Annotated in this window: 24 protein-coding genes; 5 read left to right on the top strand and 19 right to left on the bottom strand. The window is 62.8% G+C overall.

The genetic code is table 11. From position 1 onward, the window contains the following. The first annotated feature begins 22 nt into the window (after window positions 1-22). From AC07N6_RS09605 to flgL, 4 genes are all read left to right on the top strand, one after another. Window positions 23-1,081 carry a flagellar basal body P-ring protein FlgI gene (locus AC07N6_RS09605; RefSeq protein WP_494780270.1) on the top strand — a complete coding sequence of 353 codons (1,059 nt, stop codon included), beginning with the start codon at window positions 23-25 and terminating at the stop codon, window positions 1,079-1,081. Window positions 1,082-1,172: 91 nt separating this feature from the next. After that, window positions 1,173-2,150, top strand: a complete 978-nt coding sequence (gene flgJ, locus AC07N6_RS09600; protein ID WP_494780077.1) for a flagellar assembly peptidoglycan hydrolase FlgJ — start codon at window positions 1,173-1,175, stop codon at window positions 2,148-2,150. A gap of 178 nt (window positions 2,151-2,328) precedes the next feature. Then, entirely contained in the window at window positions 2,329-4,623 is a 2,295-nt protein-coding gene (gene flgK, locus AC07N6_RS09595; protein WP_494780076.1) for a flagellar hook-associated protein FlgK, read from the top strand. Between the two features lie 25 nt (window positions 4,624-4,648). Then, window positions 4,649-5,782, top strand: coding sequence for a flagellar hook-associated protein FlgL (flgL, locus tag AC07N6_RS09590; RefSeq protein WP_494780075.1), 1,134 nt, complete (start codon window positions 4,649-4,651; stop codon window positions 5,780-5,782). Between the two features lie 87 nt (window positions 5,783-5,869). Here flgL and AC07N6_RS09585 read toward each other — a convergent pair whose 3' ends face one another. The 16 genes from AC07N6_RS09585 to fliF form a co-directional block, all read right to left on the bottom strand. After that, a complete protein-coding gene (locus tag AC07N6_RS09585) occupies window positions 5,870-7,273 on the bottom strand; it encodes an efflux transporter outer membrane subunit (RefSeq protein ID WP_494780074.1) in 1,404 nt (467 codons plus the stop codon). An 11-nt stretch (window positions 7,274-7,284) separates the two neighbouring features. Continuing rightward, window positions 7,285-9,237, bottom strand: coding sequence for a MacB family efflux pump subunit (locus tag AC07N6_RS09580; RefSeq protein WP_494780073.1), 1,953 nt, complete (start codon window positions 9,235-9,237; stop codon window positions 7,285-7,287). A 10-nt stretch (window positions 9,238-9,247) separates the two neighbouring features. After that, entirely contained in the window at window positions 9,248-10,474 is a 1,227-nt protein-coding gene (locus AC07N6_RS09575; RefSeq protein WP_494780072.1) for an efflux RND transporter periplasmic adaptor subunit, read from the bottom strand. Window positions 10,475-10,678: 204 nt separating this feature from the next. Then, a complete protein-coding gene (gene fliR / locus AC07N6_RS09570; RefSeq protein WP_494780071.1) occupies window positions 10,679-11,482 on the bottom strand; it encodes a flagellar biosynthetic protein FliR in 804 nt (267 codons plus the stop codon). Between the two features lie 66 nt (window positions 11,483-11,548). Then, window positions 11,549-11,818, bottom strand: coding sequence for a flagellar biosynthesis protein FliQ (gene fliQ / locus AC07N6_RS09565; protein WP_494780070.1), 270 nt, complete (start codon window positions 11,816-11,818; stop codon window positions 11,549-11,551). A gap of 8 nt (window positions 11,819-11,826) precedes the next feature. Next, on the bottom strand, window positions 11,827-12,648 hold the full coding sequence (gene fliP, locus AC07N6_RS09560; protein ID WP_494780069.1) for a flagellar type III secretion system pore protein FliP: 822 nt from the start codon (window positions 12,646-12,648) through the stop codon (window positions 11,827-11,829). Next, a complete protein-coding gene (gene fliO / locus AC07N6_RS09555) occupies window positions 12,632-13,084 on the bottom strand; it encodes a flagellar biosynthetic protein FliO (protein ID WP_494780068.1) in 453 nt (150 codons plus the stop codon). The genes fliP and fliO overlap by 17 nt, the downstream gene beginning before the upstream one ends. A gap of 118 nt (window positions 13,085-13,202) precedes the next feature. Next, complete coding sequence (gene fliN, locus AC07N6_RS09550) at window positions 13,203-13,658, bottom strand: flagellar motor switch protein FliN (RefSeq protein ID WP_050466473.1); 456 nt, start codon at window positions 13,656-13,658, stop codon at window positions 13,203-13,205. A gap of 2 nt (window positions 13,659-13,660) precedes the next feature. After that, a complete protein-coding gene (gene fliM, locus AC07N6_RS09545; protein WP_494780067.1) occupies window positions 13,661-14,665 on the bottom strand; it encodes a flagellar motor switch protein FliM in 1,005 nt (334 codons plus the stop codon). 23 nt (window positions 14,666-14,688) lie between these two features. After that, the gene (gene fliL / locus AC07N6_RS09540) at window positions 14,689-15,201 is read right to left on the bottom strand and encodes a flagellar basal body-associated protein FliL (protein ID WP_494780066.1); all 513 of its coding nucleotides are present in this window, start codon (window positions 15,199-15,201) and stop codon (window positions 14,689-14,691) included. Between the two features lie 146 nt (window positions 15,202-15,347). Continuing rightward, window positions 15,348-16,655 (bottom strand): flagellar hook-length control protein FliK, encoded by a 1,308-nt coding sequence (locus tag AC07N6_RS09535; protein WP_494780065.1) that lies wholly within the window; start codon window positions 16,653-16,655, stop codon window positions 15,348-15,350. Between the two features lie 51 nt (window positions 16,656-16,706). Then, window positions 16,707-17,147 carry a flagellar export protein FliJ gene (gene fliJ / locus AC07N6_RS09530; protein WP_494780064.1) on the bottom strand — a complete coding sequence of 147 codons (441 nt, stop codon included), beginning with the start codon at window positions 17,145-17,147 and terminating at the stop codon, window positions 16,707-16,709. Window positions 17,148-17,184: 37 nt separating this feature from the next. Then, complete coding sequence (fliI, locus tag AC07N6_RS09525; RefSeq protein WP_494780063.1) at window positions 17,185-18,591, bottom strand: flagellar protein export ATPase FliI; 1,407 nt, start codon at window positions 18,589-18,591, stop codon at window positions 17,185-17,187. A gap of 54 nt (window positions 18,592-18,645) precedes the next feature. After that, window positions 18,646-19,350, bottom strand: coding sequence for a flagellar assembly protein FliH (gene fliH / locus AC07N6_RS09520; protein WP_494780062.1), 705 nt, complete (start codon window positions 19,348-19,350; stop codon window positions 18,646-18,648). Between the two features lie 29 nt (window positions 19,351-19,379). After that, complete coding sequence (gene fliG, locus AC07N6_RS09515) at window positions 19,380-20,375, bottom strand: flagellar motor switch protein FliG (RefSeq protein WP_141915704.1); 996 nt, start codon at window positions 20,373-20,375, stop codon at window positions 19,380-19,382. Continuing rightward, window positions 20,368-22,152, bottom strand: a complete 1,785-nt coding sequence (gene fliF / locus AC07N6_RS09510; protein ID WP_494780061.1) for a flagellar basal-body MS-ring/collar protein FliF — start codon at window positions 22,150-22,152, stop codon at window positions 20,368-20,370. The genes fliG and fliF overlap by 8 nt, the downstream gene beginning before the upstream one ends. Window positions 22,153-22,408: 256 nt before the next feature. Between fliF and fliE the strand changes: the two genes are divergently transcribed. Then, a complete protein-coding gene (gene fliE, locus AC07N6_RS09505; RefSeq protein WP_494780269.1) occupies window positions 22,409-22,765 on the top strand; it encodes a flagellar hook-basal body complex protein FliE in 357 nt (118 codons plus the stop codon). A gap of 119 nt (window positions 22,766-22,884) precedes the next feature. Here the strand turns inward: fliE and AC07N6_RS09500 are convergent, their stop codons facing one another. From AC07N6_RS09500 to fliK, 3 genes are read right to left on the bottom strand one after another with little or no spacing between them, the layout of a single operon-like run. Beyond that, window positions 22,885-23,640: a flagellar brake protein gene (locus tag AC07N6_RS09500; RefSeq protein WP_494780060.1), complete on the bottom strand. Its 756-nt coding sequence runs from the start codon at window positions 23,638-23,640 to the stop codon at window positions 22,885-22,887. 23 nt (window positions 23,641-23,663) lie between these two features. Continuing rightward, window positions 23,664-24,008 (bottom strand): EscU/YscU/HrcU family type III secretion system export apparatus switch protein, encoded by a 345-nt coding sequence (locus AC07N6_RS09495; RefSeq protein ID WP_494780059.1) that lies wholly within the window; start codon window positions 24,006-24,008, stop codon window positions 23,664-23,666. Beyond that, a complete protein-coding gene (gene fliK, locus AC07N6_RS09490; protein WP_494780058.1) occupies window positions 23,995-25,170 on the bottom strand; it encodes a flagellar hook-length control protein FliK in 1,176 nt (391 codons plus the stop codon). Before fliK ends, AC07N6_RS09495 begins: the two co-directional genes overlap by 14 nt. Window positions 25,171-25,172 lie beyond the last annotated feature (2 nt).

Genomic DNA, 25,172 nt, shown 5'->3' with positions numbered 1-25,172 from the left:
GGGGCTGTGCGTGGTCGCAGCCATGCCGGCGCAGGCCGAGCGCCTGAAGGATCTCGCCAGCATCCAGGGCGTGCGCCAGAACCAACTGGTCGGCTACGGTCTCGTGGTCGGCCTTGACGGTAGCGGTGACCAAACCACCCAGACCCCGTTTACCGTGCAAAGCGTGATCAGCATGCTGCAGCAGCTGGGCGTGAACGTGCCGACCGGCACCAGCAGCAACATGCAGTTGAAGAACGTGGCGGCAGCGATGGTGACGGCAACCTTGCCGGCTTTCGCCCAACCCGGGCAATTGCTCGACGTCACCGTGTCATCCATCGGCAACGCCAAGAGCATTCGCGGCGGCACGCTGTTGATGGCGCCCTTGAAAGGCGCCGACGGCCAGATCTACGCGATCGCCCAGGGCAACGTCGTGGTTGGCGGTGCGGGCGCTTCGGCCGCCGGCAGCAGCACCACCATCAACCATCTGAGCGCCGGCCGCATCTCGGGCGGCGCCACCGTGGAGCGGGCGGTCCCCAGCACGCTGGGCGGCGGGGACGTGGTCATGCTGGAGCTCAACGACAACGACTTTTCCACCGCCAGCCGCGTGGTGGATGCGCTCAACAAGCGTTTCGGTTCGGATACCGCGGTGGCGCAGGATGGCCGGGTGATCCGGGTGCGCGCGCCGATTTCCAGCGGCGACCGCGTGGCCTTCCTGGGCGCGCTGGAAAACATCGATGTGACGCCCGGCAAGCTGTCGGCAAAAGTCATCCTGAACGCCCGTACCGGTTCGGTGGTGATGAACCAGAGCGTGATGCTGGAGACTTGCGCCGTGTCGCACGGCAACCTGTCGGTGGTGATCCAGGCCGACAATGCGGTCAGCCAGCCCAACGCCTTTGCCGGCGGGCAGACCGCGGCTGTCCAGAACGCGCAGATCTCGATCAACAAGGAACCCGGCAAGGTCATGCTGCTCAAGGGCGGCGCTTCGCTGGCCGATGTGGTCAAGGCGCTCAACGCCATCGGGGCGACACCGCAGGATCTGCTGGCGATCTTGCAGGCCATGAAGGCGGCCGGTTCGCTGCGTGCCGAGCTTGAAGTGATTTGATCGCCGAGACGGCGCTTATGCAGCAAGGCAGCAAGGACGAAGCCGCAATTGGCTTTGCCAACAGATAACTGATCGCCAATCAAGGTACTTCATGCTCAACAAGATCAACCCATCCAATCCGACCGAAAATCTGGCCGTTGATGCGAATGGGCTGAACAGCCTGCGCGAGGCGGCACGGCAGAATGGAAATTCGCCGGAGGCGGTCAAGGGCGCGGCCAAGCAGTTCGAGGCGCTGTTCCTGAACATGATGATGAAAAGCATGCGCGACGCCACGCCGCAGAATGGCCCGTTCGATAACGAACAGACCAAGATGTTCACCTCCATGCTGGACCAGCAGATGAGCCAGAACCTGGCGCAGCGCGGCATCGGCTTGGCCGATGTGCTCACGCGCCAGCTGTCGGCCGCATTGCCGAAGAAACTGCCGGATGCGCAAGACCTGGACCCGCAGCAACAGCAGCTGGACGACAGCTTGCCGATGAACATCCCGCTGGCCAAGGACATGAGCGAGGCCGACCGCGCCAAGTTCATCCAGAGCTTTGCCAGCCAGCAGGCCGCGGAAGGCAGCGACCCGAATGGGCAGGGGCGCAACAAGCGCCGCTCCAACAAGCCGGCCCACGTCGAGGCATTCCAGAACCGTTTGCAGGCCGATGCCGAAATAGCCAGCCGCATGACCGGCATTCCGGCCAAGTTCATGCTGGCCCAGGCGGCCCTGGAAACCGGCTGGGGCAAAAAGGAAATCACGGCGCGCGACGGGCGCTCGGCGCACAACCTGTTCGGCATCAAGGCCACCGGCAATTGGAAGGGCAAGGTTGTCGAAGCGACCACGATCGAATACATCAACGGCAAGCCGCAAAAGCGTGTGGAAAAATTCCGTGCCTACGATTCGTATGCCGACGCTTTCCGCGACTACGCCAATTTGCTGCGCAGCAATCCGCGTTACGAGAAGGTGCTGGCCAGCGCGCAGGACGCGCACGGATTCGCCTATGGCCTGCAGCGCGCAGGTTACGCGACCGATCCGCACTATGCCGAGAAGCTCTCCCGCATCATCCGCCAATCCTTGTCGGCATAAGAACCGGCTTACGCGCTGATCGGGAGTGGTTCGATGGCCCGATGGCATGGTGAATACAGGTTTTCAGCACGCGTACAACGCTGATCGGGTGCCGTCCGGCAACAAAAACGGCCGGCCCGATCTAAAGTTTTTGTAAAGCGTGCCGTAGACTTGGTTATTCCGTTAAAGAAGATCCAGCATGGCAACCAATATCTTTAGCATCGGTCAGAGCGCGTTGCAGGCAGCGATGGCGGCACAAGCCACGACCAGCCACAACATCTCGAATGCGACCACTCCCGGTTACAACCGCCAGGTTGTCGTGCAAAGCACGGCTGGCGGCATCAACTATGGCTATGGTTTTGTCGGGCAGGGTACCCAGGTTGCCGAGATCAAGCGCGTCTATAACGATTTCCTGGTCAAGCAGCAACTGGCATCGCAGACGACGGCCAGCTCGCTGGACTCCTACTACTCCCAGATCTCCCAGCTCGACAACCTGCTGGCCGACAGTGATGCCGGCTTGTCGCCCGCGCTGCAGGATTTCTTCAAGGCCGTCCAGAACCTGGCCTCCAATCCGAATACCGACGCCTCGCGGCAATCCGTGCTGTCGATGGCGTCCACCCTGGTGGCGCGCTTCCAGAGCCTGAACGACCAGATGGCGCAAAGCCGCACCAGCGTCAACAACCAGATCACCTCGACCGTCAGCACGGTCAACTCGTACGCTACCCAGTTGTCCGAGCTCAACAAGGCCATCGTCAAGGCGCAAGGTTCCGGCGGCGGCCAGGTGCCGAACGACCTGCTGGACCAGCGCGACCAGGTGATCGCCGAGATCAACAAATACGTCAAGGTCAGCATCGTGCCGCAGGACAGCGGCTCGGTCAGCGTGTTCATCGGTTCCGGCCAGCCGCTGGTGGTGGGCGACCAGGTGACCACGCTGGTGGCCACGCCTTCGGCGGATGACGTGTCGCGCCTGCAGATCGGTTATCCGGTGTCCGGCGGTAAAACCGCCATCATTCCCGACAGTTTCTTCTACGATGGCGGCAGCCTGGGCGGTTTGCTGAAATACCGCACCGAAACGCTCGACCCGGCGCAAAACTCCCTGGGCCGCATCGCCACCATCCTCGGTTCCACCTTCAACGACCAGCAAAAGCTGGGCCTGGACCAGAACGGTGTGGCAGGCACCGACTTCTTCAACATCGCCAGCCCGGCGGTGTCGGGCAAGTCGACCAATAGCGCCACCGCGGCGATGACGGCGACCATCACCAACGCTTCGGCGCTGACGACCAGCGACTACACCTTGTCTTATGACGGCACCAACTACACCGTCACCCGCTTGTCCGACAATACCCAAACCGTGATCAACCCGGCTGCCGTGCCGGCGCCGGTGGTGGATGGGGTGTCGTATTCCGGGGTGACCATGGCCGCCGGCGACAGCTTCAGGATCAAGCCCACCGTCGATGGCGCCGCGCAACTGTCGCTGGCGCTGACCAATACCCAATTGATCGCGGCCGCGGCGCCCATCGTCACCGGCGGCAATGCCGCCAGCAGCGTAGGCCTGACGACGACCGGCAATACCGGCAGCGGCATCGCATCCAACACGGCGCTGGATACCTCGGTGTTCGTGCAAGGTTCGACGCTGGGTTTTGCGGTCACCACCGGCGGCGGCGGTCAACTGCAACTTACCGGCACTTGGGCGGGGGTGACTCCCGCGCCATCCATCATCGTCACCGCCCCCGACGGCACATCGTCCACGGTAGCGGCGGGTACGGCATTCGATTATGTCCCGGGCTCGACCCTGAGCAGCGGCGGGGTAAGTTTCACGTTGTCGGGCACGCCGGCCACCGGCGACAATTTCAATTTCGCGCCGGTGGCGGGCAACAAGGGAACGGCCTCCATCAGCGCCGGCTCGGTCGACTCGAGTTATCTGGCATCGCCGCTGACCGCGCCGGTACAGATGACCTATTCAACCACCGCGCCGGTCGGTTTCGCGATTTCCCCGGCGGTGCCGGCGGCCGGCGGCGTCATTACCCACAAGGATGGCACGACCACGACCATCGCCGGCGGCGCGACCTCCTTGCCGTATGTCGCCGGAGATTCCTATACCTTCGGCGGCATGACGTTCGCCATCAGCGGGCAGCCGGCCAACGGCGACCAGTTCACCATCTCGCCCAATACCAACGGCACCGCCGACAACCGTAACGCGTTGTTGCTGGCGGGCTTGCAGACCAAGAACACCATCGGCAATACCACCTATCAGGGCTCGTATTCGCAACTGGTGGCCACCATTGGCAACAAGACCAACGAAATCAACGTGACCAACACCGCCGAGAAGGCGCGGTTGGCATCGATTACGGCGGAACAGCAATCCGAGTCCGGCGTCAACCAGGATGAGGAGCTGGCCAACATGATCAAGAACCAGCAGCAGTACCAGGCTGCGGCCAAGATCATCCAGGCGGCCAGCGATATGCTCAACGTGCTGTTCACGTTGGGCAATTAATCGAAGATTTTGAGGGAAGACCGACATGCGTATCAGCACTCAAATGTTGTATCAGATGAGCAATAACGATCTGACAAACATGCAAAGCCAGCTCCTCAAGCTGAACCAGCAAGTCTCGGCCGGCCAGAAGGTACTGGTGCCGTCGGACGACCCGGTAGCGTCCGCCCGCGCGCTGGACTTGAACCAGAGCCAGGCGCTCAATGACCAGTACAAGATCAACCGCCAGAACGCCAACAGTTCGCTGGCGCAGGTTTCCAGTACGCTCTCCAGTTTCACCGACATGCTGACCAAGCTGAAGTCGGATGTGATCAAGGCCGGCAATCAGTCGTTCAGCAATGCCGAACGCACCAACCTGGCCGCCGAACTCAAGGGCAACTTCCAGGAAGTGCTGGGCTATGCCAATGCCACCGACGGCCAGGGCAATTATCTGTTCTCCGGTTTCAAGAGCACCACTCAGCCATTCACGCTGGATGGCAACGGCAACGCGGTGTACAACGGCGACCAGGGCGCGATGAGCTTGCAGGTCGATTCGTCGCGCCAGATGGAGATCAGCACTTCCGGGCAATCCATCTTCCAGGGCAATGGCCAGGATATCTTCCAGACCATGAACAACCTGATCAACGTGTTGTCGATGCCGGTGACCGAGGCCGCCAACAATGCTGACGAAACGGCTGCCAATACCTTTGAATATCCAGCCGGTTCGGGTCAGTTCCCGATCCAGGCTTACAAGACTGCGCAGGCGACGCTGGATGCGACCGACCCCAACGACCCAACCTATGCCGCCAGTTTTTCCGCTGCTGCCGCCGCCAAGCTCAAGGCCGACGCCGCCGAGGCGGCGCGCACTCCGGTGACCGGCAGCCAGGCTTACCTGACGAAGCAGTTGGCCAAGTTCAATACGCAATTCGACGGCATGATCGACAACGTCGGCACAGCTACCGCATCGGTCGGCGCGCGCCAGAATGAACTCGACAGCCTGGACGCCGCCGGCGAGACCAAGAATGTGAACTACACGGCGACGATCAACGACCTGCTGGGCCGCAATACCTCCGACGTGTCTGAACTGATCAGCGACTTGACGCTGAAGCAGACTTACCTGTCGGCGGCGCAAAAAGTATTTGTCTCGACCAGCAGCCTGACGTTGCTGAACTACCTGAAGTAAGAAGCGGCATGGCGCACATCGGGTGCGCAAGCAAAGGAAAAGGCGAACCGTGTTCGCCTTTTTTCATTCCGGCGGCCGGCCTTTGGCTCAGGTGCCGGATACCTCGGTCTGCGCATGCATATCGCCGCCCAGCGCCTGGTATAGCGTCATCTGGTTTTTCAGGCGGTTCAGGCGCACTTGCGCCAACGAGGTTTCCGCGGTGCGGCGTTTCTCCTGCGCGTCCAGCCAGGATTGCAGCGTTGCCGAACCGGCGCGATAGCGCAATGCGTAGAGGTTTTCCGCACGCTGGGCCGCCCTGAGGTTTTGTCGCAGCAGCGTTTCCTGCGCGGCGTATTGCCGGCGCGCCGACAGGGCGTTTTCGACGTCGCTGAAGGCTGCGTACAAGGTCTGGCGGAAAGCCGTGACTGCACTTTCGTAATCGGCTTGCGACACCTTCACGTTCAACTTCATTTCATTCCACTGCAGGAAAGGCAGCGTCAATCCTGCGCCGAGCGTGGCCAATGGGTTTTGCAGCAGGTTCACCAGCGCGTCGCTGCTGGTGCCGAGCGAGCCGGTCAGCGTCAGTTTGGGGTAGTAGCTGGCGCGGGTGGCATCCACGGTGGCCAGCGATTCGCGCAGGCGCAACTCGGCGGCGCGCAAGTCGGGGCGCCGCCCCAGCAGGTCGGCCGGCAGGCCTGCTTCCAGCTCGGGCAGCGGCTGTTGAGGCAGTTGGGCGGGCAGGGCAAAGGTCTTGCCCGGCGGGCTGTCGAACAGGATCGCCAGCGCGTTGTCGTTCTCCACCTGCTGTTGTTGCAATTCGGTGTGGCTGGATTGTTGCGTGATCAGGTTCTGTTGCGCTTCCAGCACCTCCAGCGTGGAGACCGCGCCTGCCTGGTATTGGGTACGCACTAGGTCCAGCGTTTTCTGTGCGTAGTCGATGCTTTGCGCACTGAGCGCGAGGCGCTGGTTCAGATAGGCGCCTTGCCAGTAAAGATTGGCGGTGGTGCCGATCAGTGTGAGCGCGGTGCTTTCACGGTCTTGCCCGGTCGCCAGCGCTTCCCAGCGTTTGGCGTCGTAGTTGCTGCCGAGGCGGCCCCACAGGTCGGCTTCGTAGGAGAGCGTAGTCGTGGTCGATGCGGCCCTGTAGCTGCCGCGACTGCCGCTCAGGTACTTGTTGTCGTTGCCCGCGGCGCTGGCCGACCAGGCCGGCATCCGGGCGTCGGCCGCCAGGCCCGCCTCCAGCTGCGCGCGGCGCACCTTGATGCCGGCCACCGCCAGGTCGTTGTTCTTGCGCAGGGCTTGGTCGACCAGGCGATCGAGCTCGGCATCGCCGAACTGTCGCCACCATTGGCCGGCGCTCACTTCCCGGGCGTCGGCGCGGTTGCTCCAGTTGGCCGGCGTCTGCGTTTGCGGCGGCGCATACGGGGCGCGCACGACCGAGGCGCAGCCGGCCAGCAGCGTCACGGCAAGCGCGACGGCGATGCGTTTAAGGGGATGCATATCGATGGACATGATAAAAACCTTCATTCGCGCGCCAGGGCGTCGACCGGGTTCAGGCGGGCCGCGTTGCGCGCCGGCAGGAAGCCGAAAATGATGCCGATCAGTGTCGAGCAGGCAAAGGCGCTGACGATCGATGTCGCCGAATAAACCATGCGAAAGCCGCTGGTGAAATGCGAGAAAGCGACACCCAACGAGAGCGCCAGCAGCACGCCCAGGAGGCCGCCGGCCAGGCACACCAGCACCGCTTCGATGAGGAACTGCTGCATGATGTCGGCCTGGCGCGCGCCTACCGCCATGCGTACGCCGATCTCGCGGGTGCGCTCGGTGACCGACACCAGCATGATGTTCATCACGCCGATGCCGCCCACGACCAGGGAGATGACGGCGATCATCGACACCAGCAGGGTCATGGTGGCGGTGGTTTTTTCGATGGTCTGGCGGATGCTGTCGGTGTTGAAGACATAGAAATCGCGGGTCTTATGGCGCAGCAGCATCAACTTGACGATCCCCTGTTCCGCCGCCGAGGTCGGTATCCGGTCGCTCACGCGCACCGTAATGCCCTTGAGGTAGTGTTGCCCGATGATGCGGCTCATGGCGGTGGTGTAAGGCACCCAGACGTTGAGCGAGTCGTTGTTGCCGAAGCCGCTCTCGCGCTTTTGGGTCACGCCGATGATGCGGCAGGGAACGGTGCCGAGGAAAATCACTTCACCCAGCGCGTTGGCATCGTCCGGGAACAGTTTCTTGCGCGTGTTGGCGTCGATCACCACCTCTTGCGCGCGGCGCAGGATGCTGTCTCCATCGAAGCTTTTGCCGCTTTCCATTTCCAGCCCGCGTACGCGGAAATACTGCTCGCCCACGCCATTGATGGTGGCCGATACCGAGATATTGCCGTAGCGCGCGGAGGAGGCGGTGGAGACGCTGGGCGTGACGCTGTCGACAAAATTCTGTTCCGCCAGGGCATCGGCATCGGCCGGCGTGAGTGTGCGCACCGCGGCCGATTTCATGTCGCCGAAGTCGGCGCCGGGGAAGATGTCGATGGTGTTGGTGCCCATCGCATTGATGTCTTTCAGGATACGCTCGCGCGAACCGCTGCCCAGCGCCACCACCGACACCACGGAGGCGATGCCGATGATGATGCCCAGCATGGTGAGGAAGCTGCGCAGGCGATGCGCATTCATTGCCAGCAGCGACATGCGCAATGCTTCCTTGAGGCGATCGAGCCAGGCGCGCCAGGAGCCGGCCTGGTGTTGCCTGGACCTTCTTACGCCGCCGCTGGCATGTGCGCCGCCGCCGTGGCGGCGGTCGGCGATCACCACGCCGTCGCTGAGCTCGATGATGCGCTGGGCATGTCGCGCCACCTGCATGTCGTGCGTGACGATGATGATGGTGTGGCCTTCGGCATGCAGTTCCTTGAGGATGTTCATCACCTCCTGGCCGCTGTGGCTGTCCAGTGCGCCGGTAGGTTCGTCGGCCAGGATGACGTCGCCGCCGTTCATCAGCGCGCGCGCGATCGAGACCCGCTGCTGCTGGCCGCCGGACAGTTGCCCGGGCCGGTGGCGGGTGCGTTCGGCTAGGCCCAGCCGGGCCAGCAATTGTTCGGCGCGCAGGCGCCGCTGCCGCGCTTGCCGGCCGGCGTAGACGGCGGGCACTTCGACGTTGCCGGTGGCGTCCAGGTCCGGCAGCAGGTGGTAGCGCTGGAAGATGAAGCCGAAGTGTTCGCGCCGCAGTTGCGCCAGTTCGTCGGGCGCCAGTTCGCCGGTTTCGCGGCCGGCCACGCGGTAACTGCCCAGCGTGGGCCGGTCGAGGCAGCCGAGGATGTTCATCAGGGTCGACTTGCCGGAACCGGACGCGCCCACGATGGCGACCATTTCGCCGGCGGCGATGTCGAGGTGGATGTCCTTGAGGACCGAGAGGGTGTCTTCGCCGGCAGGAAAATCTCGCTGCAGGCCGCGCAATTGAAGCAAGGGAGTCGTCATGGCGCGCCGCTCACATCATCGGCGGCGGCCCGCGGCGCTGCGACGACGCGCTGTCCGCCGCAACTGCCATGGCGCTGCCGGTGACCACCTTTTCGCCGGCCTGCAGGCCTTCGGTAATCTGCACCTGGGCGTTGGTGTTGATGCCGGTCTTTACCTTGCGCGCCTGCGCATGGCCCTGTTCGTCCAGCACCCGCACCGTGTAGCCGCCGTCGGGCAATTTTTCGCCCAAGGCGGTGGAGGGGATGAGTACCGCGCCCTTGGCTTCCGCCAGCACAATGTTGACCTGCGTGGTCATCGAGATGCGCAGCTTGCCGTTCGCATTGGGCACATCCAGCAGGCCGTTATAGTAAATCGCGGTGGAGCTGGCGCTGGAACTGGTGGTGGAAGAGGAACTGGTCGACGAGGTCGAGGTGTCGTCCTGCAGGATCGAGTCCGGCGCCGGCTCGATCGCGCGCAGCGTGGTGGCATAGCGGTGGTCGGGGTCGCCGAGAATGGTGAAATAGACCAGTTGGCCGGGTTTGACGCGTATCACGTCCGCTTCCGAGATCTGCGCCTTGACGGTCACGATGTCCATACGCGCCACCTTGATGATGGTCGGGGTGCTTTGGTTGGCGTTCACGGTCTGGCCGGCTTGCGCAACGATGGCGACCACTTGTCCGTCGATGGGCGAGCTGATCTTGGTGTAGCCGAGGTTGAGCCTGGCCGAGTCGACCGAGATGCGGCCTTCATTGATCTGTGCCTGCAGCGCCTGGATATCGGCACGCGTGATATCGAGCGTGGCTTGCGCGCTCTCGAAACTTTCGCGCGAGCTGGCGTCGCCGGCCAGCATCTGCTTCTGGCGCGCATAGGCCAGCTGCGCCTGGATCAGCGTCGCCTCTTTGGCGCGTAGCTGGGCGCGCAGGTTTTCCAGCGAGTATTCGGCGGTGCGCAAGGCGTTGGCTTGCGTGAGCGAATCGATTTCCGCCACCAGCTGGCCCTTGCCGACCGGGTCGCCGAGGGCGACCTTGAGCGACTTGATCTGCCCCGATGCCTGGGCGCCGACGCTGACCTGCTGGTAGGCCTTGACGGTTCCGCTGGCCATGACGGTATCCTGGATGTCGCCGATGGCGGCAGTCGCCGTGAGATAAGAGGGCGCCGCCGGCGGCGTCAGGAATCGGTAGGCGAGGAACCCGGCAATGGCGACGGCGAGGATGGCTGGGACGAGGTACTTCGGCTTGCGGAACTGGCTGATATTCATGCGAGGCGGCAAACGGCGCAGAGGCCTTTGGTGGTTCAGCCGTCAAGTGTGCCGCTAGCCTGCCGGCGCGAATGTCAGAATGTGTAAATTATTGGTTTCCATGCTGTAAATGAATGTTGCGCGCAGCTTGCCAGAGTTTGCGCGAAGTTGCGGGGTGCGGATTTCGCTCGGCGGGCGCCGGCAAGGCCCCTGCATCAGGGTTTGTCAGGGTTTGGGGGCGGCGCCGATGGGCGGCACGCTGCCCAGCAGGCGCACCATCTCGATACCGTCGGAGAGGAAGTGCTGCAGCGGCGTGAGCATGTAGGGCAGGCCCATGCCGATCAGGATGAAGCCGGCCAGCATGGTGATCGAAAAACCGATGCCGAACAGGTTCAGCTGCGGCGCCGCGCGCGTCAGGATGCCCAGCGCGAAGTTGGTGATCAGCAGCGCGATGAGCAGCGGCAGCGACAATTGCAGTCCCATGCTGAACACCCGTGCGCCCCACAGGGCCAGGCTGTGGAAGCCTTCGGCGGTGACCGGCTGGGCGCTGATGGGCAGGGTATGGAAACTGTCGGCCATGACCGAGAGCAGGATCAGGTGGCCGTTCAGGCTCAGGAACACCATGGTCGCCAGCAGCGAGTACACCTGGCTGACCACCGAGGTGCGGCCCTGGGTTTGCGGATCGAAGAAGGCGGCGAAGGACAGGCCCATGGTGGCGCTGGTCAGTTCGCCCGCCGCTTCGACGGCGGCGAACACGATGCGCATGGCAAAGCCCATGGACAGGCCGATGATCAGTTGCTGGGCCAGGATCAGCAAACCGCTCATCGACATCGGGTCGAGCGCGGGCGGTACCGGCACGTCGGGGGCGATCACCAGCGCGATGGCGACGCCCAGCATCACCTTGACCAGCATGGGGACGCTGGCGCTGCCGAACGGCGGCGCGATCGCCAGCAGGCCCAGGATACGGGTAGTCGGCCAGATGAACATGGCGATCCACGTATAGAGTTGCTGGCTGGTGAAGTTGATCATCTGACGCTGTGCCGCGGGCAGGTTGCGATGCCGGCCCGCAAAGGAGTGTGGACGCGCTGCGCGGCCTTATTGGACCATGGCGGGAATGCCGCTGAACATGGTGCGCATGTAGTCCAGTATGACGGTGAGGATCCACGGGCCGGCGATGATGAGCGCCAGGAACACGCCGACCAGCTTGGGAATGAACGACAGGGTCTGTTCGTTGATCTGGGTGGCGGCCTGGAAAATGCTGACCAGCAAGCCGATGATGAGCGCCGTCAGCAGCATCGGCGCGGCGATCATCAGGGTAACTTCCATGGCCTGGCGACCCATGTTCATGACGCTTTCAGGAGTCATAGCACCCTCTAATAAAAACTTTGGGCAAGCGAGCCGATCAACAATTGCCAACCGTCGACCAGCACGAACAGCATCAGTTTGAACGGCAATGAAACGATGGCCGGCGACATCATCATCATCCCCATGGACATCAGGATGCTGGCCACCACCATGTCGATGATGAGGAAGGGGATGAAGATGGCGAAGCCGATCTGGAACGCGGTCTTGAGCTCACTGGTGACGAAGGCCGGGATCAGGAGGCGCAGCGATACGTCTTCCGGCCCTTGCAGCTCGGGGCCGCGCGAGAGCTTGACGTACAGCGCCAGGTCGGACTGGCGCGTTTGCTTGAGCATGAACTCCTTGAGCGGCGCGGCGCCCTTGTCCAGGGCTTCCATCATCTGGATCTTGTTTTCCGAAAAGGGCTGGTAGGCGTCGGTGTAGATGCGGTCGAACACCGGCCCCATTACGAAGAAGGTCAAAAACAGCGACAGCCCCACCAGCACCTGGGTCGGCGGCGTCGATTGCGTGCCCAGGGCCTGGCGCAGCAGCGACAGCACGATCACGATGCGGGTGAAGCATGTCATCATCAGCAGCGCCGCCGGAATGAACGACAGCGATGTCAGCAGCAGCATCGTCTGGATCGGCAGCGTGTAGTTCGTGCCGCCGCCAGGCGCTGGCGCGCTGCTCAGTGCGGGGATGCCTTGCTGGGCCGATGCCGCCAGCGGCAGGCACAGCAGGAGCAGCAGCCAGAAACGGCCGGAGCGCAGCAGCGATGCCGCGCCGGCGGTCCATGGGTGAAGCCGCAAAGCGTGTCCGAAGCGGGTCCCTTGCGGGTTAGGTTGTGCTGCCATCATTGCCTGCGCGGCCGCCGCTGGCGGGGTCGCTGTTACGTTTGTCCATGGTGTGCCGGAGCCAGGAAGAAAATGCCGGCCCGTTTGTTTTGGCGGACTGGGCCGCCGCGTGTTCCTGGCGCGGCATGGTGGCCAGCGCATTGACGCGGCCGGGCGCGACGCCGACCACGATCCACTGGTCGCCCACCTCGATCACCATCACGCGCTCGCGCGTGCCCACGCTGACGCCGCCGATCACCTTGGCGGCGGCATTGCCGGCCTGGTTCTGTGCCAGGCCGAAACGCTTGAACAGCCAGGCGATGCCGGCCATCAGCGCCAATACCGCGGTCAGGCCGAGCAGCATGGTCAGCACGCTGCCGCCGGATGAGGACAGGGGCGATCCGGCCGGCGCAGAGGCGCCGGCGTTGTCCGCCCATGCCTGGTTGAGGTGGAGCATGCAGCCGGCGCCCGCAAGGAGCAGGGCGGTCACGGGCCTTGAAGCTGATGACGTGCGCCGTGGGCTGCGTGAAGGGGGTGCTGCGAAGAGGTGATTCATCGAATGGCGGCCGCGGCGCTCAGCGGTTCAGCTTGCGGATGCGTTCTGCCGGCGTGATGATGTCAGTCAGGCGGATACCGAATTTGTCGTTGACCACCACCACTTCGCCCTGGGCGATCAGGCAGCCGTTGACCAGCACGTCCATCGGCTCGCCAGCCATGCCGTCAAGCTCGACCACCGAACCTTGCGCCAGTTGCAGCAGGTTCTTGATGGCGATCTTGGTGCGGCCCAGTTCGACTGTCAGCTGAACCGGGATGTCGAGGATGAAATCGATGTCGTTAGGCGTGTTGGTCTGGATGTCGGTCGAGCTCAGGTCTTTGAACACGGTGGCTGCCGCCGGCTGGGCGGCGATGCCCTGTTCGTCTTCCATCTGGCCTTTTTTCTGCTCTTCTTCGGCTTGGGTCTGTTCGGCCATGGCCGCGCCCCACGGATCATCCTCCGCCGCGGTTTGACCTTCTACGTTCTCATCAGCCATTGCTACTCTCCTTGAAAGCTTTCCGGTGGTTCATTTTGGGTGATGGAAAGCAGCTTTTCGACGCGCAGGGCGTATTGGCCGTTGAACTGGCCGTAGCTGCATTCCATCACTGGCACGCCATCGACCTGTGCATTGACGGTCTGCGCGGTTTGCAGCGGGATCACATCGCCGACTTGCATGTTGAGCAGGTCGGTAAAGGTAACGCGGGCAGTGCCGAAATTGACGATCAGTTCGACTTCAGCGGTCTGGATCTGCTGCTTCATCAGGCGGATCCAGCGCTTGTCGACTTCCAGCGCCTCGCCCTGCATGCTGCTGGTGAGGCGGTCGCGCACCGGTTCGATCATCGAGTAGGGGGTGCAGATGTGGATTTCTCCGCTGACCGGGCCCAGCTCGATGGTGAAGGTGGTGGCCACGACCACTTCGTTGGGCGTGGCGATGTTGGCGAACTGGGTGTTCATTTCCGAGCGGATGAATTCGAATTCGATCGGATAGATCGGTTCCCAGGACTTGGAATAGGTCTCGAAGGTGATTTCCAGCACGCGCATGATGATGCGCTGCTCGGTGGGCGTGAATTCGCGGCCTTCGATGCGGGTATGGAAACGGCCGTCGCCGCCGAACATGTTGTCCACCAGCATGAACACGAACTGCGGGTCGAACACCACCAGGCCGATCCCGCGGAAGGGCTTGATGTGGACCAGGTTCAGGTTGGTCGGCACCACCAGGTTGCGGATGAATTCGCTGTACTTGGACACCTTCACCGGGCCGACCGAGATCTCGGCGGTGCGGTGGATGAAGTTGAACAGGCCGATGCGGAACAGGCGGGCGAAACGCTCGTTGATGATTTCGAGCGTGGGCATGCGTCCGCGGACGATGCGTTCCTGCGTTGCCAGGTTATAGGTACGTACCGTACCAGGAGCTTCTTCGACGACCTTTTCGTCGTCTTCATCTCCCGTCACGCCCTTCAATAGGGCATCGACTTCTTCCTGTGATAGAAAGTGCTCGGCCATGGTCTCTGACTTCTCTTACGCTCTTACTGCTGTTGGATCACGAAGGACGTATAGAACACGTCGGTGATCACGGGGCCCTTGCCGCTGCCGGAGAAGGGTTCGCCCAACTGGTCGATGATCTCGTCGGTCAATTTGCGCTTGCCTTCGCTGGTCAGCAGCTCGGATGCTTTCTTGCTCGACAATACCATCAGCAGGCGGCTGCGTACTTGCGGCATGTACAGCTTGAGCGCTTCGGCGGTCGAGCCGTTGGGCACTTGCAGGGTCATCGCCACTTGCAGGTAGTGGTCGCCGCTTTCCTGCTGCAGGTTGACGACGAACGGTTCGATCACCACGAAGGTCGGCGCTTTGGCCTCGACCTTCTCTTCGGCGTGCTCTTCGCTCTTCTTGCCCTTGCCGCCCAGCATGAAGAACGCTGCCCCGCCAATCACCAGCACCAGGACGACGCCGACGATGATGAACAATAATTTCTTGCTCGATTTCGCTGGGGCGGCATCTGCTTCGGCACTCTTGACCGGGGCTTTTCCTTTTGTTGCCATCTACTTTCCTTTCTGTTCGTCAGCGCGTGTTGCTTGATATGTGCTTATCGGCAAAGAATTCTTATTGTTGAGCCCGGCGCGGACGATAATTCGATTCCCGGTACTGCCTGTGTGCTGGCTGCCTGTTTTTCTTGCGTTCGCTGGATTCAAGCGAAGGTGTCGACCAGGCCCAGGCCGCTGCTGGTGACTGCGGCGCTGCCCGCGGCCGCCACGATATCGCCATCCTCGCCCTTGCCGCCGACGCCGCCGGAAGAGGATGGGTTGCGCGCCTGCTGGCCGTTGGCGCCTTGCTGCTGGTTGGGCATGCCGGTGTTGACGGTGGCCTGGCCCAGCTGGATGCCGGCCTGGTCCATCATTTCGCGCAGTCTGGGCATGGCCGCTTCCAGCGCCTGCTTGACTTCGGGCTGGGCGGTGATGAAGGTGGCGTCGGCTTGCGAGTTGTTCACGCTGAGCACCACTTGCAGCGGGCCCAGGTCGGGCGGGTTGAGCGTGAGCGAAGCGCTTTGGATGCCGCCGCTGACCATCCAGGTGACTTTCTGGCCGACCGCCTGGTCCCAGCCGGCGCTGCCGACGTTGGGCTGGATCTTGTCGGTATAGGCGGCGAACACGGCTTGCGGCTGGTTGGCCGCAATGGCTTGCTGTATGGCCGGCATGGCGAGCGGGGCCGGCGCGGCCGGCAGCGCATCCTGTTTCGGCGCGGTCAATTCCGGTGCGGCTTTGGCGGCGCTTTGGGCGCGGGTTGCCAGCGTGCTGGTATCTTCCTTCGGCGCCGCCTTGGCATCGGCGCTGCTCAAATCGATGGCGGGTTTGTCGCTTTTGTCCGAACGTGCGGCGGCATCGGCATTCTGCTGCGCGGGTTCGGGGGCGGCTTCTTTCTTGCCGCTGTTGGCATGATTGGCGTTGTTGGCATTGACGCTGTCTTGCAGGGCCGCGAAGTCGATTTTCTTGTCCTTGCCGTCCAGTGCCTGCGGCGGTTCATCGCTATCGCCATGCAGCGACGACTGCTTCGATATGCCGCGCTTGGCTTGCGCCAGCAGGTCGGCATCGGGGTTCTCGCCCTTGCTGTCGGTTGCCGGCTTGACCGCGTTCTGTCCGAGGTTGGCGACCAGCGCCAGCAGTTCGGCAGAAGCTTGGGCGGTGCTGTCGTCGGCCTGGTCCTCGTCTTTGTCGTCGTCCTGCTTCTTGTCGGCGGTGGCGCTGGACGAAGCGGATGCGGTAGCGTTGTTGGCGGCGGCCGGGGATTGCGCGGCCTGGCTCGGCTGCGCTGGCTTGTCGGCTGCGCGCGGCTTGTCCTGCGACCGGTTTTCGGCGTTGCGGTTGCTGACCTGGCTGTTGAGCACCTGGTTGAACGGGACGTCGGCCGTGAAGCTGTCGGCCGGATTGGACGAACGCGAACCGGTGGCGGCGCTTTGCGAGCCGGTGATCACATTCAGCAGCGGCAGGGATGTATTCATGGGATAGACCTGTCCAGTAACTTGTTGATCGTTGTTGCGTCGGTCGTTCGTTTATCGTTTGTAGAAGGTAATGCGCGATGCATGTTCATCCATGGTCTTCTGGTCGCGGCGGTTTTCCTTCTGCAATTCCTTTTCCCGGGCGCGGGTGGCCAGCGTGTCGTAGGACATGCGCTTGCGTTCGCAGGCTTGCCATGCCAGCCGCGCATCGGCCACTTTCTGCTGGGTGCTGTACACCACATCCTGCTGGCCGCTGATGGCGGTATCGATCTTTTCGATGAAGAGCTGGAAGTTGCGGTAGCTCAGCGCCGTCAGTCCGGTCGTCAGGGTTTCCTGGAACCGCGCGGCGTAATCGTCGCGATATTGTTGCAAGATGGAAAGTTTTTGCTGCGCCTCTTCACTCACGCGGATCGCCCGGCCGAGACGCTTGGTTGCTTCGTCGGTCTCTTTGGTCGCCAGGTCGATCAGCGTCTCAAGTGCGGAGGGGGTAGCCATGATAGCTTTGATTATATTTTTTGGGGCCGGCGCTCAATCAACCGAATAGAGCGGTAAGTTGCCTCAAGCTCTCTGATACATCGGCGCGCTCCTGAATTGCCTGCTGCAAAAAGGCCTCGATTCTTGGCAATAAGGCAATGGCCTCGTCCAGGATGGGGTCGCTGCCCGCCGCATAAGCGCCCACGCTGATGAGGTCGCGATTGCGCTGGAAGCGGGAGTACAACTGCTTCAGGTGGCGCGCGCGGCGCTGGTGATCTTCGTCGGTGATGCTGTGCATGGCCCGGCTGATCGACTGTTCGATATCGATGGCGGGGTAATGCCCGGCTTCGGCCAGTTGCCGGTTGAGCACGATGTGCCCGTCCAGGATCGCGCGCGCGGCGTCGGCAATCGGATCCTGCTGGTCGTCGCCTTCGGTCAGCACGGTGTAGAAGGCGGTGATGGAGCCGCCGCCTTCCTCGCCGTTGCCGGCACGCTCGACCAGGGCCGGCAGTTTGGCGAACACCGAGGGCGGGTAACCCTTGGTGGCCGGCGGTTCGCCGATGGCCAGGGCGATTTCGCGTTGGGCCATGGCGTAACGCGTGAGCGAATCCATGATCAGCAGCACATCCTTGCCCTGGTCGCGGAAGTGTTCGGCGATGGCGGTGCAATAGGCGGCACCTTGCAGGCGCATCAGCGGCGGGGTGTCGGCCGGGGCGGCCACCACCACCGAGCGCGCCAGGCCTTCGGGGCCGAGGATCTGCTCGATGAATTCCTTGACTTCGCGGCCGCGTTCGCCGATCAGGCCGACCACGATCACGTCGGCGCTGGTATAGCGCGCCATCATCCCCAGCAAGACGCTCTTGCCCACGCCCGAACCTGCGAACAGGCCCATGCGCTGGCCGCGGCCGACGGTCAGCATGGTGTTGATGGCACGTACGCCGGTGTCGAGGATGTCGCGGATGGGGGCGCGGTTGAGCGGGTTGGCGGCGCGCACGGCCAGCGGCGCCGAGCGTTCGGTATGCAGGGGGCCGAGGTTGTCGAGCGGGCGGCCGGCGCCGTCGAGCACGCGGCCGAGCAATTCGTCGCCGACCGGCAGGCGACGGCTGTGTTCGTCGACGCGGCGCGGCGTGAAGCTGATGGGGCCGGTGCGCGGCGGCGGCTTGACCGGCTCGACGGGGAACACGCGGGTGCCCGGCACGATGCCTTCGACATCGCTTTGCGGCATCAGGAACAGGCGGTCGTCCTGGAACCCGACCACTTCGGCTTCGATCATGGTGCCGTTGGGCAGGGGGACGTTGCAGGGGCTGCCGACCGGCAGTTTCAGGCCGACCGCTTCCATCACCAGGCCGGTGACGCGGGTGATGCGCCCGGCGGTCTGGGTGGCCTCGGTCATGTCGACCAGGCTGCGGCAGTTATGCAGGTAGGCTCGCCACAGGCTGCTGTGGGAGGGCATCGGGGAGTTCATGCGGCGCTCCCCTGGCGGCGGTCAAAGCGGGCCGGGCGGACGGACGGCATGGCCTCAGTCCAGCCAGTCGAGTTGCTTGGAGAGCGATTCCGCGAGGCGTTTCCAGCGTGTTTGCATGGTGGCGTCGATCTGGTTGCTGCGGGTTTCGACGCGGCAGCCGCCGCGTTCGATCTGTGCATCTTCTTCGATCTTCCAGTGGTGCTTGGCCAGCTCGTCGCCCATGTGTTCGCGCACCAGCGCGGCGTCCTCGGGGTTGAGCGAGAGGATGGCGGGCAATTGCAGCGCCGGCAGCGCATGGATGGCGGCGCTGACGGTGGGCAGGAGCAGTTCCGGCCGCGCGTTGAGCGCGGTCTTGAGCATGGCCTTGGACAGGTCCAGCGCCAGGTCGAGCAACTCCGGCGCCATGGTCTCGCTGCATTGCGCGACTTCGGCGCCGAAGTTGACGGCGATCTGGCGGAAGTGCTGGATGGCTTCGTTGATTTCTTTCTGGCCTTGCTGCAGCCCGGCCATGTAGCCTTCGGCGCGGCCGGCTTCCAGGCCGTGCTGGCGGCCTTCGGCAAAACCTTCCTGGCGGGCGGCTTCACGGATGGCGTCGAGCTGCTCGGCGGTCAATTGCGGCGGCGGGGGCGGTTCTTCGTCGAGCGGATCCTCGTAGGCCGCGGGCTCCGGTTCCGGCTCGGGTTCCTGCTCGTTGAAAGACGCCAGCTCCCAGCGCTGGTAGGGCGTCATTTCTTCCTTGGGAATGATCTTCGCTCGCATGGCTCTAGATTAGCTCCAACCAGACAGCATCAGATGAAGGCATCTTCGCCCTTGGCGCCCAGCACGATCTGGCCTTCGTCGGCCAGGCGGCGCACGATCTGCAGGATCGCCTTTTGCTGCGCATCGACTTCGGACAGCCGGACCGGGCCCTTGGACTCCAGGTCTTCCTTCATCATTTCCGCCGCGCGCTGCGACATGTTGGCGAAAATCTTGTCGCGCAGGCCCTGCGAGGCGCCCTTGAGCGCGACGATCAGCGATTCGGACTGGACTTCGCGCAGCAGCAGCTGGATGCCGCGGCCGTCGATGTCGATGATGTTCTCGAAGACGAACATCTCGTCCATGATCTTTTGCGCCATGTCCTCGTCGTAGGAGCGCAGGTTGTTCATGACCGAGGTTTCGTTCTCGCCGGACATGAAGTTGAGGATCTCGGCCGCGGTGCGGATACCGCCCATCTGCTGTTTCTTCAGGCTTTCGTTGCCGGTCAGCAGCTTGGTCAGGACGTCGTTCAACTCCCGCAACGCGGCCGGCTGCACGCCGTCCAGGGTGGCAATACGCAGGATCACGTCGTTGCGCAGGCGTTCCGTGAAGTTGTTGATGATGCCGCAGGCATGGTCGCGCTCCAGGTGGACCAGGATGGTGGCGATGATCTGCGGGTGTTCGTTGCGGATGAGTTCGGCCACCGACTGCGCGTCCATCCACTTGAGGCTTTCGATGCCGCTGGCATCGCGCCCGCCCAGGATGCGGTTGAGCAGGGAGGTCGCCTTGTCGTCGCCCAGCGCCTTGGTGAGCACGCTGCGGATGTATTCGTCCGAATCCAGGCCCAGCGAGGAAGCCTGGCCGGTTTCGGCCACGAATGCTTCCAGCACGACATTGATTTCTTCAAAGCTGACGTTTTTGAGTGCCGACATGGCGGCGCCGAGCTTCTGGACTTCGCGCGGGCCGAGGTATTTCATGACCTCGGCGGCCTCGTCCTCGCCCAGTGCCAACATCAGGATGGCACCTTTTTGAACGCCGTCGTTACTCATTATTCACCCATGCCTTAATGATGCTTGCCACCAGTTTGGGATCGTTCTTGGCCCACTGCTTGGCGATTTCGAGGTTGGCCTTGTATTGGGCGCGCTCATCGATTTCGGCGTCGCTGCCGGACAGGTTGACGATGGCGTCCGGATCGTCCGGATCGAAGCCGGCGGCGACCGCGGCGGCGGCAGCGGCGGCTTCGGCATCGGCCTTTTCCTTCTCCAGGCGCTCGCGCTCTTCGCGCCCCGACAGTTTCCAGATGATCGGGCGCAGCACGCCGAAGTAGAGGTACAGCAGCACGGCGGCCAGCAGCACATACTTGCCGATTTCCTTGGCCAGCTCGATCATGCCCGGTTGCTTCCACAGCGGCAGCTCCGGCTCGAGATCGGTGCTGAACTGGGTGTTGACCACGTTGAGCGAATCGCCGCGATCCTTGTTGTAGCCCATCGCTTCCTTGACCAGGTCGCTGATCTGGTTGCGTTCGGCTTCGGTCAGCGCGCGCATGACGATCTTGCCGGTGTTGTCGATGGTGCGCTTGTAGTTCACCACCACGGCCACCGTCAGGCGGCGCACGCCGCCCATGGGCTGTTGCGTATAACGGACGGTCTTGTCGACTTCGTAGTTGACCGTTTCATCCTTGCGCGAATTGCCGCTGGCCGTGGGCGCGGGAGCAGCGCCGTTAGGCGTGCCGGCCGCGCCAGCCTGGCCCGGCGGCGCCGGATTGACGATCTGGGCGGTGGCCGGGGCCGGGGGCTGGTTGGTCAGCGCGCCGGGAACGCCGGAGGTGCCGGTCGACGAGTTGGAGGCTTCGCTGCTTTGCTTGCTGCGCACCGCGGCAGTGTCTTGCGTCTGGTTCGGCTTGTAGGTTTCGGCGGCTTGCTCGGTGCGCGAGAAGTCGACGTCCGCGGTCGCTTCGGCGCGCACGTTGCCGCTGCCGACGATGGGGGCGATGATCGATTCGACGCGCTTGACGATGTCTTGCTGCAGATCCTGGACGTACTTCAGCTGGGTCGGATCCAGGGTATTGGTCTGGGCTTGCTTGGTGGTGTCGGAGAGCAGGTTGCCGTTCTGGTCGACGATGGTGACGGCCTTGGGCGAAAGCTCGGGCACGCTGCTGGCCACCAGGTGGACGATGGCGCTGACTTGCTGCCCATCCAGGAAGCGGCCTGGGTACAGGCTCAGCACCACGGAGGCGGTCGGCTTTTGCTGGTCGCGCACGAACACCGAGGCCTTGGGCAGGGCCAGGTGCACGCGGGCGGTTTGCACCGACGACAGCGATTGCACGGAGCGCGCCAGCTCGCCCTCGAGCGCGCGCTGGAAGTTGACTTGTTCAAGGAACTGGGAAATGCCGAGTTTCTGGTTTTCCATCAGCTCGAAGCCGACGTTGCCGCCCTTGGGCAAGCCTTGCGCCGCCAGTTTCAGGCGCGCATCATGCACCATGTTCTCGGGGACGAGGATGGCGTTGCCGCCCTCCGAGTACTTGTAGGGCACGTTCATCTGCTGCAGCGAGGCCACGATGGCGCCGCCGTCGCGGTCATTGAAGTTGGAGAACAGGACCCGGTACTCGACCTTTTGGCTCCACATCCAGATGCCGATCATCAGGGCGATGGTGGCCGCCGCGGCGATAATCAGCAGGATGCGCCGGCCTTGTTGCGAGCGCGCATAACCCAGCACGCCACCCTGGTTGGCGGCCATCTGATCGGACGCAGCATATCCCGCGGCACCGTGTTCGTCTGCCGGGGAGTTTGGGTCGCTGGTCATCGTACCATCGGCTGCTACCGCCATGATTTCCCCTCTGGCGTACCCTCGGTTGCCAGGTTGATAATGACTTTGTTCACTGCTTATTTGTCCTTGAATAGGATTTTTGCTTAGTGTGGATTGTCCGTGGAGCGAGGGAATTTGATCGGCCGAACAGAATGGCAAATTCCCCGCTTATTGTTGCGAGTTGTAAATGCAATGATGTTAAGGTGCTGGTATAGAGGGCGTCATTGCGGGCAGCGTGCCCAGGGCAATGGCGAAGACTGAAACCGCGGGGTGGGATATGGCAGTTGAGAGTGTAATTGATACCAGCAGGATTGAGGCGATGGTGGCGCAGCTGAAGGCTGCCGCCGCCCGTGCGCAGGGCGCGGTGGCGCCGGTGGAGCCTTCTTCCAAAGCCGAGAAGGCCGCGCCGCGCGTGGACTTTTCCGACGTGCTCAAGGGTGCGATCGACCAAGTCAACGATTCGCAGCAGCAGGCCGCCAAGATGTCCCAGGCGTTTGCGTTGGGCGATGATAACGTCAACCTTTCCGATGTCATGATCGCGTCGCAAAAGGCCAGTATTTCATTCCAGACCAGCATCCAGGTGCGCAACAAGCTGGTGTCGGCTTATCGCGACATCATGACGATGCAGGTGTGACGGAGTTGTCTTGACGCTCGGCAGTTTTTCCGACGATTAAGTTTGTTGCTGGAACTGCAATAAAAAAACCCGCATTAGCGGGTTTTTTCGTTTGGCGGCGCATTTCGCTTAACAGGTTCTTAAAGCATGCCGGAGGCTTTGGCGTTCTGTTCGCGTTCCAGCTTGGTGATGAAGCGCTGGACGGCGGCTTCAACTGCGCGCGAGAGATTGACGAATTCGCAGCCGAAGCGGTTGACCGTCTTGCCGGTGGGCATCTTGAATTCCTTGCAGTCGCGGATCTGCAGCTTGACCGAAACCAGGGTATTGTCGGCCAGCTCCAGCTGGCAGTCTTCATAGATCACGCCGGCGGTGACCGGCAGAACCTTTTTTTCGTCGGTAATGCCTACGCCGCCTCCGCTGATATTGTTGAGCAGGGTGATGATGGTGGCGAAGGAGCCGTCCGGTTGTGTGACGCGGAAGGTGCAACGCAGCGGTTTGGCGATCGGTGTGGCGATGCGGAAATATTCGCGGCGCTGCAGGCGCACCAGGCTGGCGGGAATGCCGACCTTGAGCGCCGGCCGGTTCTGGTATTGGACGTGGGAGGCCTTGTCGGCGGTAAAGGTGATGCGGATGTTGTTGTACAGCGCCTCGAAGCCGATGCGGTTGCTGGTAACGATGTGTTCATTGAGCGATGCGCTGGGGGCGGCATCGATGATCAGGGCATCGGCATCTTCATCGATTTCCAGTATCGAGGTGATGATGGATTCGTCGCCGCCCTTGATCAGCAGGCTCAGCAGCTGGTTTTTCTCCAGCATGTTGTTGAGAAGGGAAATGATCTCCCTCCGTGAGTGAACCCGGTATGGGCTGTCGTCATCGATCTCGTCGTGGTTAGCCATCTGCGTTTCTTGTACGTCTGAATTCAGCGAATGGGATCGCCTTCCCCTGAAGTATTTTTAGTGGTAGTTGACCCTGTATCATACATCAGGGATCCATTTAATTGCATATTTTCAATACGATATAACCAGGCCAGCAATTCGGCGACTGTGCGATATAAGGCGGGGGGGATCTGCTGGTCCAGTTCGACCTGCATCAGCAGCGAAACCAGTTCCTTTGATTCATGGACATAGACGCCGCTTTCGCGGGCGCGGGCGATGATGGCCTCGGCCACCAATCCGCTGCCTTTGGCGACGACCGTAGGGGCGGCCTGGCTGGCGTTATAGGCGAGCGCAACCGCGTTCTGCAGGGGGATGTTAGGCTTCTCCATCTTGCTTGACGATCAGCGAGTCCAGAGAAGTGCCGGCGGCCGACATGGCGTCGGCGAACATGGCGCTGTTGCTGCGCAGGGCGGCGGCGGTTTTTTCATTGTCTGTCTTGACCTGTACGTGGATCTGCTGGCCGATCAGCCGGATCGACGCAGATACGCCGCCAAGGTGCGCGAAATTGAAACGCACCAGGCTGTGCCAAGCCGGCGGCTCGGCCTCTCCATCCTGTTGCTGGGCATTGCCGTCCGGGTGTTCCTGGCTGATTTCCCATTCCATATGCTGTCCTGGCCAGACTTCGCCATGCCAGACGACACGCTGCTGCTCCAGGGCGTTGAGCTGCAGGTTGATGATTTGGCCCAACTGGCTTTGTACCGGGTCGTTCTGGTCCAGCAGGTTGATGTCGCCGGCTTGTTGGCGGGCGACCTGGGCCTGGGGTTCTTTCATCAATTCTTCCGCCGGCCGTCGGCCTTCGGCCCAGGCCGCGACATGGGACTCGTAAAATACGCCGCTGTAGGCGATGGCGTCGTGCAGCGCTGCGGCGACCTGGCCGGCCGGCGCGCCGGCCTGCGATACCAGTGCGGCAGGGGAAGACGCGTGATTGGCGACGCTGCCTTGCTGGGACGCCTGCAACAGGCTGTCGATCAGCTTGCCGGCGTTGCTGAGGGTGGTGGTGCTGCTGGCGGGGGCATTGGACGGCGCTTGCCGGCTGCCTTTGGCGCCGGGATCGAGCGGGATTTCTTCGTTTTCGGCGACCTGGTCGGCCCCTTCGCGGGTGACCGCCCGCAGCGACTGCAGATCTTTCTGCATGGCGCGCCCGGCGGTGCTGAGCGACACCGCGGCGCTTTCGTCGTCGGCCTGGAAGCTGCCTTCCTTGATGGCGAAGGTAGGGCGGGGATCCTTGGAGACGAGCGTCAATACCAGCGAGTCGCCGGTGCGCGCGTTGGCTGGCAGCACCATGCGCGCCGCGGTGTTGGCGATGCGGACCAGGTAGGTGCCGTCATTGAAATTGGAGAGGATGCGCCCGGGCATCTGCTGCCCGATGGCGATTTGCGCGAGGCGGCTGAAGGCCTCCTGCTTGGTATCGGCGACCGAAACGATCGCGGTCGCGGCCACGGCGGCGTTGACGGGCTGGACGGCGCTGGCGATGTCGGCCCGCGGCAACATGG

The organism is Herbaspirillum sp. GW821-FHT09A12 (genome assembly GCF_059418325.1).
This window is presented reverse-complemented; position numbering and strand designations above follow the sequence as displayed.